The sequence below is a fragment of the Pseudomonas sp. AAC genome (genome assembly GCF_000725445.1).
Classification (GTDB): Bacteria; Pseudomonadota; Gammaproteobacteria; order Pseudomonadales; family Pseudomonadaceae; genus Pseudomonas; species Pseudomonas citronellolis.
Genome location: NZ_KL647101.1, coordinates 205,341 through 218,786, shown reverse-complemented (window position 1 = coordinate 218,786; position 13,446 = coordinate 205,341). Strand labels below are relative to the sequence as shown.

Annotated in this window: 12 protein-coding genes; 7 read left to right on the top strand and 5 right to left on the bottom strand. The window is 70.0% G+C overall.

The window, feature by feature from the left end; translation table 11 throughout:
• The first annotated feature begins 55 nt into the window (after nt 1-55).
• From FG99_RS26465 to FG99_RS26455, 3 genes are all read left to right on the top strand, one after another.
• A complete protein-coding gene (locus FG99_RS26465; protein ID WP_043273187.1) occupies nt 56-949 on the top strand; it encodes a PA4780 family RIO1-like protein kinase in 894 nt (297 codons plus the stop codon).
• Nucleotides 946-1,497: a nucleotidyltransferase family protein gene (locus FG99_RS26460; RefSeq protein WP_043273186.1), complete on the top strand. Its 552-nt coding sequence runs from the start codon at nt 946-948 to the stop codon at nt 1,495-1,497. The genes FG99_RS26465 and FG99_RS26460 overlap by 4 nt, the downstream gene beginning before the upstream one ends.
• Before the next feature lie 79 nt (nt 1,498-1,576).
• On the top strand, nt 1,577-2,467 hold the full coding sequence (locus tag FG99_RS26455) for an EamA family transporter (RefSeq protein WP_043273184.1): 891 nt from the start codon (nt 1,577-1,579) through the stop codon (nt 2,465-2,467).
• A 509-nt stretch (nt 2,468-2,976) separates the two neighbouring features.
• Here FG99_RS26455 and cueR read toward each other — a convergent pair.
• From cueR to FG99_RS26440, 3 genes are all read right to left on the bottom strand, one after another.
• Nucleotides 2,977-3,378: a Cu(I)-responsive transcriptional regulator gene (gene cueR / locus FG99_RS26450; RefSeq protein ID WP_009616010.1), complete on the bottom strand. Its 402-nt coding sequence runs from the start codon at nt 3,376-3,378 to the stop codon at nt 2,977-2,979.
• Nucleotides 3,365-5,788 (bottom strand): heavy metal translocating P-type ATPase, encoded by a 2,424-nt coding sequence (locus tag FG99_RS26445; RefSeq protein ID WP_043273182.1) that lies wholly within the window; start codon nt 5,786-5,788, stop codon nt 3,365-3,367. The genes cueR and FG99_RS26445 overlap by 14 nt, the downstream gene beginning before the upstream one ends.
• A gap of 107 nt (nt 5,789-5,895) precedes the next feature.
• Entirely contained in the window at nt 5,896-6,300 is a 405-nt protein-coding gene (locus FG99_RS26440; protein ID WP_043273181.1) for a hypothetical protein, read from the bottom strand.
• Nucleotides 6,301-6,452: 152 nt separating this feature from the next.
• Between FG99_RS26440 and FG99_RS26435 the strand changes: the two genes are divergently transcribed.
• On the top strand, nt 6,453-6,650 hold the full coding sequence (locus FG99_RS26435) for a heavy-metal-associated domain-containing protein (RefSeq protein WP_009616013.1): 198 nt from the start codon (nt 6,453-6,455) through the stop codon (nt 6,648-6,650).
• On the opposite strand, the gene FG99_RS26430 is transcribed toward FG99_RS26435, so the two are convergent.
• Nucleotides 6,629-7,282 (bottom strand): TetR family transcriptional regulator, encoded by a 654-nt coding sequence (locus FG99_RS26430; protein WP_043273179.1) that lies wholly within the window; start codon nt 7,280-7,282, stop codon nt 6,629-6,631. The two genes, FG99_RS26435 and FG99_RS26430, sit on opposite strands and share 22 nt — an antisense overlap.
• A gap of 148 nt (nt 7,283-7,430) precedes the next feature.
• Between FG99_RS26430 and FG99_RS26425 the strand changes: the two genes are divergently transcribed.
• The 3 genes from FG99_RS26425 (at nt 7,431) to FG99_RS26415 (ending at nt 13,143) form a co-directional block, all read left to right on the top strand.
• Nucleotides 7,431-8,615 carry an efflux RND transporter periplasmic adaptor subunit gene (locus tag FG99_RS26425; RefSeq protein WP_051879279.1) on the top strand — a complete coding sequence of 395 codons (1,185 nt, stop codon included), beginning with the start codon at nt 7,431-7,433 and terminating at the stop codon, nt 8,613-8,615.
• 13 nt (nt 8,616-8,628) lie between these two features.
• Entirely contained in the window at nt 8,629-11,793 is a 3,165-nt protein-coding gene (locus tag FG99_RS26420; protein ID WP_043273177.1) for an efflux RND transporter permease subunit, read from the top strand.
• A 174-nt stretch (nt 11,794-11,967) separates the two neighbouring features.
• Entirely contained in the window at nt 11,968-13,143 is a 1,176-nt protein-coding gene (locus FG99_RS26415; protein ID WP_043273176.1) for a multidrug effflux MFS transporter, read from the top strand.
• Between the two features lie 6 nt (nt 13,144-13,149).
• On the opposite strand, the gene FG99_RS26410 is transcribed toward FG99_RS26415, so the two are convergent.
• Complete coding sequence (locus FG99_RS26410; protein WP_009616018.1) at nt 13,150-13,329, bottom strand: hypothetical protein; 180 nt, start codon at nt 13,327-13,329, stop codon at nt 13,150-13,152.
• Between the last annotated feature and the right edge of the window lie 117 nt (nt 13,330-13,446).

The following is a 13,446-nucleotide window of genomic DNA, read 5'->3' as shown; positions in this document are numbered from 1 at the left end:
CGTATAAGGAGCGGCTGCGGCCGCTTGGGCCGGACAAGAACGACGACGGAGCCTGATGAAGACACCCAAACGCATAGAGCCGCTGATCGAGGACGGCCTGGTCGACGAAGTGCTGCGCCCGCTGATGAGCGGCAAGGAAGCGGCGGTCTACGTGGTGCGCTGCGGCGAGCAGCTGCGCTGCGCCAAGGTCTACAAGGAGGCCAACAAGCGCAGTTTCCGCCAGGCCGCGGAATACCAGGAGGGCCGCAAGGTGCGCAACAGCCGCCAGGCCCGGGCCATGGCCAAGGGCTCGCGCTACGGCCGGCGCGAGCAGGAGGAGGCCTGGCAGAACGCCGAGGTGGCGGCGCTGTTCCGCCTGGCCAACGCCGGGGTGCGGGTGCCCAAGCCCTACGACTTCCTCGATGGCGTGCTGCTGATGGAAATGGTCGCCGACGAATACGGCGAGGCCGCGCCGCGCCTCAACGACGTGGTGCTGGAGCCGGAGCAGGCCCGCGAATACCACGATTTCCTCATCCGCCAGATCGTCATGATGCTCTGCGCCGGGCTGGTGCACGGCGACCTCTCGGAATTCAACGTGCTGCTCGGCCCCGACGGCCCGGTGATCATCGACCTGCCCCAGGCGGTGGATGCGGCGGCCAACAACCATGCATTCCGCATGCTCGAACGCGACGTCGGCAACATGGCCGCCTACTTCGGCCAGTTCGCCCCGGAGCTCAAGGACACCCGCTACGCCAAGGAAATGTGGGCGCTGTTCGAAGACGGCAAGCTGCAGCCGGACACCCCGCTGACCGGCCACTTCGACGAGCCGGAAGAGGAAGCCGACGTCGATGCGGTGATGCGCGAGATCGCTGCCGCCCTGCGCGAGCAGGAGCGCCGCGAGGCGGCCCGCGCCGAGCAGGATGGCCCGCCGCGCGCCGAGGAGCCGCCACCGCCGCCGTGGCTGCAGTGAGCCCGCAGGCGGCGCGCCTGATCGCGCTGCTCGCCGCCTGCCCGCAACGCCTGGGCCTGCTGCGCGCCCTGCGCGAGTACGGCCCGCCCGGCGCCTGGATCGGCGCCGGCTTCGTGCGCAACGCCGTCTGGGACCATCTGCACGGGCTAGCCCCCGGCCCCCTGGCGGACGTGGACGTGCTGTACTTCGACGCCCGCTGCCTGCGGGCCGAGGCCGACGAAGCCTTCGAGCGACGCCTGGCCCGGGCCTGCCCGCGGGTGCCCTGGTCGGTGCGCAACCAGGCGCGCATGCACCTGCGCAACGGCGATGCGCCCTATGCGGATGTCGCCGACGCCATGCGCCATTGGCCGGAAATCTGCACCGCGGTGGCGGTGCGCCTCGCCGACCGGGGCCTGGAGCTGCTGGCGCCGCTGGGCCTGGAGGACCTGTTCGAACTGCGCGTTCGCCCCACCGAGCATTTCCGCGGCAAGCCCGAGGTCTACCGCCAGCGTCTGCGGGGCAAGGCCTGGACGCGGCGCTGGCCGCAGTTGCGCATCGAACTGTCCTGATGCATTTGCGCGGCAACTGTGTACATACAGCCCGCGGCGGCCCTGCTAGCGTGGCCCGATCCCACCCGGAAGCACCGCCATGCCCTTGCCGCACGTCCTCCTCGCCCTGCTGGTCACGCTGATCTGGGGCGTCAACTTCGTCATCATCAAGGTCGGCCTGCACGACTTCCCGCCGCTGCTGTTCTGCGCCCTGCGCTTCGCCCTGGCGGCGCTGCCGCTGATCTTCCTGCGCGGGCCGCTGCCGGCGCCGTTCTGGCGCATTGTGCAGATCGGCGTGCTGCTGGGGGTGGTCAAGTTCGGCCTGCTGTTCGTCGGTATGCACCTGGGCATGCCCGCCGGCCTGTCGTCCCTGGTGCTGCAGAGCCAGGTGTTCTTCACCGTGCTGATCGCCGCCGCCTTCCTCGGCGAACGCCCCAGCCCGCGCGCCCTGGCCGGCCTCGCCCTGGCCGCCGGCGGCCTGCTGCTGATCGGCCTGGAACGCCCCCTGGGCGGCAGCCTGCTGGCCTTCGCCCTGGTGGTGGCCGCGGCCCTGGCCTGGGCCTTCTCCAACATCGCTACCAAGCGCTCCGGAGCCAGCGACATGCTGCGCCTGATCAGCTGGGTGAGCCTGATCCCGCCGTTGCCGCTGCTGGTCCTGTCGTGGATTTTCGAAGGCCCGCAAGCCATCTCGACGGCGCTGACCGGCATCAGCTGGGAAGGCATGGGCGCGCTGCTGTACATCGCCTTCCTCGCCACCACCGTGGGCTTCGGCCTGTGGAGCTTCCTGCTGCGCCGCTACCCGGCCAGCCAGGTCACCCCCTTCGCCCTGGCGGTGCCGGTCTCCGGCCTGCTGTCCGGCTGGCTGCTGCTGGGCGAACGACTCACCGCCCAGGACTGGCTGGCCTGCGCGCTGGTCTTCGTGGGATTGGCGGTGACGGTGCTGCCGGCGTCGCTGTGGCGGCGTGGGGTGGTGGCGCAGGTGCGTGGCTGACCTTGGTTCAGGGCCAGGCCTTATGGTGATGGTGTGGTGAGGTTGCTCTGGTGCTGGCCCTGAAGAGCGCCCTCTCCCTAACCCTCTCCCTGAAGGGAGAGGGGACCGTTCGGTGCGATCTGGTTTTCCCGAGTCAGCCGGCAAGCGCGGTGGTTTCCGGCTGAAACCATGCCTGCTCTCGGCACGGCCTAGCCCCCTCTCCCTTCAGGGCGGGGCGCGCAGCCGAGGGCTGGGGAGAGGGAGCGGAGTCAATCCGAAACACAGCTGCTGCCGGTAAACACCGTTCGCGAGCAAGCTCGCTCCTACGGGGAAATGCTGTGCTTCATGTGGACGTAGGGCGAATAACGCGAAGCGTTATCCGCCGATCAACCATAGGAGAAACGCCGTCGTAGGATGGGTTGAGCGAAGCGATACCCATCGCCGCGACCGCATGAGTTTCGCAAGCTCAACCCATCCTACGAAGAGCACCTCGGCGCAGCCGGCAAGACCGTTGGGACAGCAGGGGGACTTCAGTGACAACAACTCCCCGACTCCAGGTCCTTGAGGATCGGGCAGTCCGGGCGGTGGTCGCCCTGGCAGTGGTCGTGGAGTTCCTGCAGGGTGTCGCGCAGGGCGCTGAGTTCGGCGATCTTGCGTTCCAGTTCGGCGATGTGCTGGCCGGTCAGGGCCTTGACGTCGGCGCTGGCGCGCTGGCGGTCCTGCCAGAGGGCGAGCAGGCGGCCGACTTCCTCCAGGGAGAAACCGAAGTCCCGCGAGCGGCGGATGAAGGCCAGGCGGTGCAGGTCCTGCTCGCTGTAGTGGCGGTAGCCGCTGGCGCTGCGGCCGGCCGGGGCGAGCAGGCCGATGGATTCGTAGTAGCGGATCATCTTCGCCGACAGGCCGCTCTTCTTCGCCGCTTCACCGATGTTCATCGCCGTCTCCCTTTGCGTTGGCGCCGTGCGCCGGCTTCCAGCGCTTGAGCAGCAGCGCGTTGCTCACCACGCTGACGCTGGAGGCGGCCATGGCGGCGCCGGCGACCATCGGGTTGAGCAGGCCGAAGGCCGCCAGGGGCACGCCGACCAGGTTGTAGATGAAGGCCCAGAACAGGTTCTGGCGGATCTTCGCGTAGGTGCGCCGGGCGATGTCCAGGGCCTCGGGGACCAGCCGCGGGTCGCCGCGCATCAGGGTGATGCCGGCGGCGTGCATGGCCACGTCGGTGCCGCCGCCCATGGCGATGCCGACGTCCGCCGCGGCCAGCGCCGGGGCGTCGTTGATGCCGTCGCCGACCATCGCCACCACCTTGCCGCCGCTCCTGAGCTGCGCCACCACCGCGGCCTTGTCCGCCGGCAGCACTTCGGCGTGGACGTCGTCCAGGCCCAGCGCCTCGGCCACCACCCGCGCGCTGCCGCGGTTGTCGCCGGTGATCAGGTGGCTGCCGATGCCGCGCTCGCGCAATGCCCGTACCGCCTCGGCGGCGCCGGGCTTGAGGCTGTCGCCGAAGGCGAACAGGCCGAGCAGGCGCGGTTGCGGTTGCAGTTCGAGCAGCCAGGACAGGGTGCGGCCCTGGCCTTCCCATTCCGTGGCGCTGGCCTGCAGTTCGCCGGCGGCCAGACCCTGTTCGTCGAGCAGGCGGCGGTTGCCCAGGGCCAGCAGGCGCTCGCCGACCTGGCCCTGGATGCCGCGCCCGGCCAGGGCCTGGCTGTGGCTCACGATGGGCACGCGCAGGTGCTGCTCGGCGCAGGCGCCGAGCACCGCCTTGGCCAGCGGGTGCTCGCTGCCGCGCTGCAGGGCGCCGGCCAGGGCCAGGGCGGCGTCGGGTTCGCCTTCGGCCACGGCGAAGTGGACCAGGCTGGGCGTGCCCGAGGTGAGGGTGCCGGTCTTGTCGAAGGCCACGGCGCTCACCGCGTGGGCCACTTCCAGGGCCTCGGCGTCCTTGATCAGGATGCCGTGGCGCGCGGCCACGCCGGTGCCGGCCATGATCGCCGTCGGCGTGGCCAGGCCCAGGGCGCAGGGGCAGGCGATGACCAGCACGGCCACGGCGTTGATCAGCGCGGTTTCCACGCCGGCGCCGGCCAGCAGCCAGCCGGCCAGGGTGACCAGGGCGATGCCGATCACTACCGGGACGAAGACGTTGCTGACCTTGTCCACCAGTTTCTGGATCGGCGCCTTGGCCGCCTGGGCGTCTTCCACCAGGCGGATGATGCGCGCCAGCACGGTTTCCCCGCCCAGGGCGGTGGCGCGGATGGTCAGCAGGCCCTCGCCGTTGATGGCCCCGCCGGTCACCTTGTCACCCGGGGCCTTGGGCACCGGCAGGCTTTCCCCGGTGATCAGCGCCTCGTCGGCGTGGCTGCGGCCGTCGAGCACCTTGCCGTCCACCGGGAAGCGCTCGCCCGGGCGCACCAGCAGTTCGTCGCCCAGGCTCAGTTCGGCGATGGCGACGTCTTCCTCGTGGCCGTCGCGGATGCGCGTGGCGCGTTCCGGGCGCAGCGCCTCCAGGGCGCGGATGGCCGCGGCGGTATGGCGCTTGGCGCGGCTTTCCAGGTACTTGCCGAGGAGGATCAGGGCGATGACCACGGCGCTGGCCTCGAAATACAGGTGCGGCATGGCGCCGGGGGCGGCGCTCAGCCACAGGTACAGGCTCAGGCCATAGCCGGCGCTGGTGCCCAGGGCCACCAGCAGGTCCATGTTGCCGCTGCGGGCGCGCACCGCCTTCCACGCCGAGACGTAGAAGCGCGCGCCGATGATGAATTGCACCGGGGTGGCCAGGGCGAACTGCACCCAGGCCGGCAGCATCCAGTGCAGCCCGGCCCATTCGGCGAACATCGGCAGCACCAGGGGCACGGCCAGGACAATGGCCGCCAGCAGGAACCAGCGCTCGCGGGCCAGGCGCGCCAGGGCCGGGTCCTCGGCCGGGCGCTCGGCCTGCAGCAGGCGGGCGTGGTAGCCGGCCTTGTCCACCGCGGCGATGAGGGTGGCCGGGTCCACCGGGCCGAGCAGGTCCAGGCGGGCGCGTTCGCTGGCCAGGTTGACGCTGGCCTCGCGCACCCCGGGGACCTTCTTCAGCGCGCGCTCCACGCGACCCACGCAGCTGGCGCAGGTCATGCCGTCGATGGCCAGCTCCAGGCTGTGGCTGGGCACCTGGTAGCCGGCGTTCTCCACCGCGGCCACCAGGGCCGGCAGTTGTTCGGGCGAGTCGACGCTCACCCGCGCCTGCTCGCTGGCCAGGTTGACGCTGGCCGCGAGCACCCCGGGCACCTTCTTCAGGGCCCGTTCGACGCGGCCGACGCAGGATGCGCAGGTCATGCCGGTCACCGGCAGGTCGAGCTCGATGGGGCTGTTCATGGACGATCCTCCTGATGTCCGCCGCCCGCTTCCGGCGGGCGCGGCGGTCACGATCCGACGATGCTGCGAGGATGAACCTTGCCACGAGGGCAAGGTCAAGCCCTCGCTCAGGGAACGTTGACCGGCGTCAGGAACAGCCCGCCTTCGCGGTAGCCGATGCGGTAGCTGCGGATTTCCCCGGCGCGCAGGCGCAGGGTCTGCGCCTGCAGTTGCTGCATGCCGTCGCGGCAGGCGCCGGTGGCGGAGACGGCGAGGCGGATGGGCACCTCGCCGGGGGACAGGTTCAGCGCCACGGTGCCCTCGGGCTGCAGGCGCGCCAGCAGTTCGCCGCGCACGTAGAGGTCGATGTCGCAGGCGCTGCCGCTCTGCAGGCCCTGGCGGCTGACGTTGAGCACGGCATAGCCGGGCGGCGGCGGCTCCTGCTGTGGCCAGGCCTGCACCGTCGGCGGGTCGGCGGCCAGGGCCAGGGCGGGCCAGAGCAGGCAGGGCAGGGCGCGGAGCAGGCGGCGCATGGGGGGCTCCCGGTAGGGCTCGGATGCGCAGAGCTTGGCCGAGGGCGGCGCCGGGGGCAAGCCCGCGGCGTGGCGCCGCAGGGGGCTTGACCTTGCCACGGTGGCAAGGTCGACACTGCGCCCATCGTCAAGCGAACCCGAGGAGTTCGACCATGCAAGCGTTCAGTGTGAAAGGCATGTCCTGCGGCCACTGCGTGCGGGCCATCACCCAGGCGATCCAGGCCCGCGACGGCGCGGCCGAGGTCCAGGTGGACCTGGCCGGCGGCGAGGTGCGGGTGGCCAGCCGCCTGGCGGCCGAAGAGGTGCTGGCGGCGATCCGCGAGGAGGGCTACGAGGCCGCGCTGGCCTGAGCCGCGCCGGCCTGGCTCCAGTCGCGGATCAGGCCGCGGAACAGCGGCTCGAGCAGCGCTTCGGCGTCCTGTAGCGGGTCGAACAGCTGCGGGTCGCGCAGCCAGTCGTTGATCAGCCCGTGGATCAGGCCGTGGACCGCCCGCGAGGCGGTCTTCGGCGTCACCCCGGGCAGCAGCCGCACCTGGCATTTGTCGCGGGCGAAGAGCTGCTCGCAGAGGTCGATGAACTGGCGGATGAAGGCGTTGTGGCGGAGGATCGCCTCGCGCAGTTCCTCGGTGAACTCGCAGCGCTGCATCAGGATGGTCAGCACGCGGCGCTTCTGCGCGTTCTGCGCCAGGCTGTGCACCACTTCCACGCACAGGTCGAACAGCGATTGCAGCGGGTCCACCCCGTCGCAGCCGGACAGGCGCAAGGCCAGTTGCTCCGGCGGCAGGCGCACCTGGTTGAGCAGTTCGTTGAACAGGTGGGCCTTGTTCTCGAAGTGCCAGTACACCGCCCCGCGGGTGACCCCGGCGTTGCGGGCGATCTCCTCGAGGCTGGTGCTGGAAACGCCGTTTTCCAGGAACAGCGCCTCCGCCGAGTCGAGGATCGTCTGGCGGGTTCGTTCCGAATCTTCTTTAGTTCTTCTCATGGCGCGGTTTGCTACACGGGCTAGGCTCACTGGTATTTCCGCAGTTTACTGAAATTTCGAGCGGGAACCGTGAGTTACTGGCGGATGGCAGTTTTCCCCCGATAGCGTGCCGAATCGTCCTAGCCGACATTTTCCATGGAGAGGTTCTATGCCGTTCACCCCGCGCTTGCCCGCCGCCCTGACCCTGTGTGCCCTGGTCGCCGCGCAGTCTGTCCTGCCGGCCCTGGCGGACGAGGGGAGCGCGGCGCCACCGGCCCCGGAGGTCACGGTGGAAGTGGCCAGGAGCGCCAGCCTGCCGCTGAACCTCGAGTATTCGGCGCGGGCGGCCGGCTACCGCGAGGTGGAGGTGCGCGCCCAGGTCAGCGGCATCCTGCAGAAACGCACCTACGAGGAAGGCCGGCCGGTGAAGCAGGGCCAGGTGCTGTTCCAGATCGACCCGCGCCCCTACCAGGCCGCCCTCGGCCAGGCCAAGGGCGCGCTGGCCCAGGCCCAGGCGCGCTACCGCCAGACCGACCGCGACCTCAAGCGCATCCGCGAGCTGCAGCGCAAGGGCTTCGCCAGCGCCAGCGAGCTGGACCGCTACACCTCCGACTACGAGCAGGCCAAGGCCGACGTCGAGGCAGCCAAGGCCAACGTCGACGCCAAGCAGATCGACCTGGACTACACCACGGTCAAGGCGCCGATCTCCGGCATGGCCAGCAAGGAAACCCGCTCCGAGGGCAGCCTGGTCACCGCCAGCGACCCCAACACCAGCCTGCTCACCGAGCTGACCCAGCTCGACCCCATCTACGTCAACTTCGCCTATTCCGACACCGAGGCCGCGCGCCTGCGCGAGGGCGTGCAGCAGGGCCGCCTGGTGCTGCCCGAGCACGGCAAGCTGAACGCGCAGATCTTCTTCGGCGACGGCAGCCGCTACCCCATCGACGGCGTGGTGGACTTCACCGACAGCTTCGTCAACACCGGCACCGGCACCATCAACGCCCGCGCCGTGGTGCCCAACCCGGAAACCCACCTGATCCCCGGCCAGTTCGTCCGCGTGGTGGTCACCGGCATCGTCCGCAAGGATGTGGTGACCGTGCCCGAGCGCGCCCTGGCCCAGGGGCCGCGCGGCACCTTCGTCTACGTGGTGGACAAGGACGGCTTCGCCCGCGTGCGCCAGGTGACCACCTCGCAGGTGGTCAACCAGCGCTGGATAGTCGATTCCGGCGTCGACGACGGCGACAGGGTGATCGTCGACGGCCTGCCCAAGGTCCGCCCGGACCAGCCGGTGAAGGCCGTCGAGGCGCCGGCCGCGCCGGCGCAGCAGGCCCCCGCCCAGCCAGCCCAGTCCTGAAGGAGCGGCCATCGTGATCTCGCGCTTCTTCATCGACCGCCCCGTGTTCGCCATGGTGATCTCCATCGTCATCCTGCTCGCGGGCCTGGCGGCCCTGCGCGCGCTGCCGGTGGCGCAGTACCCGGAGATCCTGCCGCCGCAGGTCTCGGTGACCGCCTCCTACCCCGGCGCCAGTTCGCAGGTCATCGCCGAGACCGTGGCGGCGCCGCTGGAACAGGAGATCAACGGCGTCGAGGGCATGATCTACCAGCTGTCCAACTCCGACAGCAGCGGCGCCATGAGCCTGACCGTGTACTTCAAGGTCGGCACCGACCCGGACCAGGCCACCATCAACGTCAACAACAAGGTCCAGGCCGCCCTGGCCAAGCTGCCGGAGGAAGTGCGCCGGCAGGGCGTGAAGGTGCAGAAGAAGTCCGCCGACATCCTCCAGGTGGTGACGCTGTTCTCCCCGGACGGCTCGCGCGACCCGGTGTTCATCAGCAACTACGCGCTGATCAACGTCATCGACGAGCTCAAGCGCCTCCCCGGCGTGGGCGACGTCACCCAGTTCGGCTCCAAGGACTACGCCATGCGCATCTGGCTGCGCCCGGACAAGCTGGCGCAGTACAACCTCACCCCCAGCGACGTGGTCGACGCCATCCGCGAGCAGAACTCGCAGTTCGCCGCCGGCAACTTCGGCAAGGAGCCGCTGAACACCCCGCAGGACTTCACCTACACGGTGAGTACCCAGGGCCGCTTCACCGACCCGAAGGAGTTCGAGGGCGTCATCCTGCGCACCGACAGCACCGGCGCCAGCCTGCGCCTGAAGGACGTCGCGCGCATCGAGCTGGGCGCCCAGGACTACTCGATGAAGACCACGCTGAACGGGCGGCTCAACGCTTCCTTCGGCGTCTACCTGCAGCCGGGGGCCAACGCCCTGGACACCGCCGAGGCCGTGGAAACCACCATGGAGCGGCTGGCCAAGCGCTTCCCCGAAGGCGTCGTCTACAAGATCCCCTACGACACCACCACCTTCGTCAAGGTGTCCATCGAGGAGGTGGTGCACACCTTCTTCGAGGCCCTGGTGCTGGTGATGCTGGTGGTCTACATCTTCCTGCAGAACCTGCGCGCCACGCTGATCCCGGTGCTGGCCATCCCGGTGTCGCTGGTCGGCACCTTCGCCGGCATGTACCTGCTGGGCTTCTCCATCAACCTGCTGACGCTGTTCGGCATGGTGCTGGCCATCGGCATCGTGGTGGACGACGCCATCGTGGTGCTGGAGAACGTCGAGCGGGTGATGCGCACCGAGAAGCTGCCGCCGCGGGAGGCGGCGATCAAGGCCATGGAGGAGGTCACCGGGCCGATCGTCGCCATCGTCCTGGTGCTCTGCGCGGTGTTCGTCCCCGTGGGCTTCCTCGGCGGCCTGGCCGGGCAGATGTATCAGCAGTTCGCGATCACCATCGCGGTCTCGGTGGTGATCTCCGGGATAGTCGCGCTGACCCTCTCGCCGGCGCTCTGCGCGCTGATCCTCAAGCCCGAGCACAAGGAGCCGGCGGCGCCGTTCCGCTGGTTCAACCGCATGTTCGACGCGGCCACCGCGGCCTACGGCGCCGGCGTGCAGTTCTTCCTCAAGCGCGTGCTCATCGGCCTGCTGGTGTTCGGCGGGATGATCGCGCTGATGCTGCTGCTGTTCGGCCGGGTGCCCGGCTCGCTGGTGCCCGACGAGGACCAGGGCTACGTGATCAACGCCTACATGCTGCCGCCGGCGGCCTCGCTGTCGCGCACCGAGGCGCTCACCGACGCCGTCTCGCAGCAGTTGGAGAAGCACCCGGCGGTGCAGGACGTGCTGACCTTCGCCGGCCTGAACATCCTCACCAACGCCAACACCACCAGCGCCGGGGTGTCCTTCGTCACCCTCAAGGACTGGAAGGAGCGCACCACCCCCGAGCTGGACGCGCGCAACCTGACGCGCACCTTCATGGCCATGGGCGCCAGGCAGCAAGATGGCGTGGTGATGAGCTTCAACCCGCCGCCGATCACCGGCATGAGCACCACCGGCGGCTTCGAGGCGTACATCCAGGACCGTAGCGGCGGCACCTCCGCGCAGCTCGAACAGATGGTGCAGAAGTTCATGGCGGCGGCGGCCAAGCGCCCGGAACTGGCCGGGGTGACCAGCACCTTCAACGCCAACGTGCCGCAGTACTTCATCAACCTCGACCGCACCAAGGCGCGTTCGCTGGGGGTGGCCATCAACGATGTGTTCACCGCCATGCAGGCGACCTTCGGCGCCTACTACGTCAACGACTTCACCCTCTACGGGCGGACCTGGAAGGTCAACCTGCAGTCCGAGTCGGACTTCCGCCGCAAGCCCGAGGACCTGACCCAGGTGTACGTGCGCTCCTCCAGCGGCGACCTGGTGCCGCTGTCGGCCCTGGTCAGCGTGCAGCGCACCCTCGGCCCGGATTCCTACGCGCGCTTCAACGTGTTCCCCGCGGCCAAGCTGCTCGGCGGCCCGGCGCCGGGCTACAGCTCCGGCCAGGCCCTGGCGGCGATGCAGGAGGTGGCCGACCAGACCCTCGGCGACAGCTACTTCCTCACCTGGATCGGCTCGGCCTACCAGGAGCTGGAGACCCAGGGCTCGGGTAGCACGGCGTTCGTCTTCGGCCTGATCCTGGTGTTCCTCATCCTCGCCGCCCAGTATGAGCGCTGGACCCTGCCGCTGGCGGTGGTCACCGCGGTGCCCTTCGCGGTGTTCGGCGCCATCCTCGCCATCTGGCTGCGCGGGCTGAGCAACGACGTGTACTTCCAGGTCGGCCTGGTGACGCTGATCGGCCTGGCGGCGAAGAACGCCATCCTGATCATCGAGTTCGCCGTGATGGTCCGCGAGGAGCAGGGGCTGAGCCCGCTGCAGGCGGCGCTGGAGGCGGCCAAACTGCGCTTCCGGCCGATCGTCATGACCTCCCTGGCGTTCATCCTCGGCGTGGTGCCGCTGGCCATCAGCAGCGGCGCCGGCTCGGCCAGCCGCCATTCGATCGGCACCGGGGTGATCGGCGGCATGCTCGCGGCCACCGTGCTGGCGACCTTCCTCATCCCGATGTTCTACATGTTGGTGGAATCGGCCGCCGAACGCCTGGGCAAGCGCAAGACCAAGGCCCGGCCCGCGGCCGAAGCGGCCCGGGGGGAGGGGCCGGCGCACTGACGGGCACGGGCGCCGGCCGCCTGGCCGGCGCCTGAAGCCAACTCGCAAATTTCCTCTTCCGGCCCTGCCCCGGGGCCGGCGAATTGATATGCTTGCCGGCGTTTCGTTAGCCTGCTTGCAATTCTTGCCCGAATCTTTCCAGGCCCCGTCAGGCGACGGGGCCAACGGTGTTCCATGACCTTTCGCATCCTGCTGATCCTCGGCGCGCTGAGCGCCTTCGGCCCCATGGCCATCGACTTCTACCTGCCCAGCTTCCCGGCGTTGGCCGCGGCCTTCGGCACCGACGTCGAGCACATCCAGCTGAGCCTGTCGGCCTACTTCGCCGGCCTGGCTATCGGCCAACTGCTCTATGGCCCGCTGGCCGACCGCTACGGCCGGCGCCTGCCGCTGCTGCTGGGGGTGATCATCTTCACCGCGGCCTCGCTGGCCTGCGCTTTCGCGCCGGACCTGCACTGGCTGATCGGCGCGCGCTTCGTCCAGGCCCTGGGCGGCTGCGCCGGCATGGTCATCTCGCGGGCGGTGGTGCGCGACCTGTGCGATGCGGTGGCGGCGGCCAAGGCCTTCTCGCAGCTGATGCTGGTGATGGGCCTGGCGCCGATCCTCGCGCCCCTGGGCGGCGGCGCGCTGCTGGGGCTGTTCGGCTGGCAGTCGATCTTCCTCTGCCTGGTGGCGTTCAGCGCCGTGGCCGGCAGCGCCATCGCCCTGTGGCTGCCCGAGACCATCCCCGCCGGCCCGCGGCCGCCGCTGTCCGGCGCCCTGGGGGAATACCGCCGGCTGCTGGGCGAGCGCGCCTTCCTCTGCTACGCGCTGACCGGCGGCGTGGCCATCGCCGGGATGTTCGCCTACATCGCCGGCTCGCCCTTCGTCTTTATCCAGCTCTACCAGGTGCCGGCGGAGCACTACGGCTGGATCTTCGGCAGCAACGCCGCCGGCTTCATCCTCATGGCCCAGGTCAACGCGCGGCTGCTGCGCTACCGCGGGCCGGGGTTCTGGCTGCGCCGCGCGGTGTGGGTGTACTTCTTCTGCGGCCTGGCGCTGCTGGCGGTCACCCTGTACCGCCCGGAACACCTGTGGCCGCTGCTGATGCCGCTGTTCGGCGCCATCGCCAGCCTGGGCTTCCTGCTGCCCAACTCCTCGGCCTGCGCCATGGCCGGGCAGGGCAGCCACGCCGGCAGCGCCTCGGCGTTGATGGGCAGCCTGCAGTTCACGGTGGCGGCGGCTGCCTCGGCGCTGGTCGGGGTGCTGCACGACGGCAGCGCGCTGCCCATGGCGCTGGTGATCACGACCTGCGGCGGCTGCGCGGCGCTGCTGGGCTGGTACACCGGGCAGATCAGCGAGCGCAGCGTCTGAGGCGCTTCAGCCGGTCAGTGGCTGCTCCGTGCGCGGCAGCGCGTGGGGCGCGCGCAGGCGGGCCTCCAGGGTGCTGACGAAGTGCCGTGCCTCCTGCTCGTTGCGGAAGTCCACGGCGAACTGATCGAGGCAGACCTGCCAGCGCTTGCCCTGGGCGCCGGCCGACGGACGAACGAGTATGTGCATGGCGCGACACCCGTGTCTGTGTTGGGGGGAAGCTGAGTGTAGTTCCGCCAGCCGCGCTGTCCGGGGCGACTCGACAATCGGCGCCGGGCCTCGCTGACGTGGGCGACGCTGTGCCTG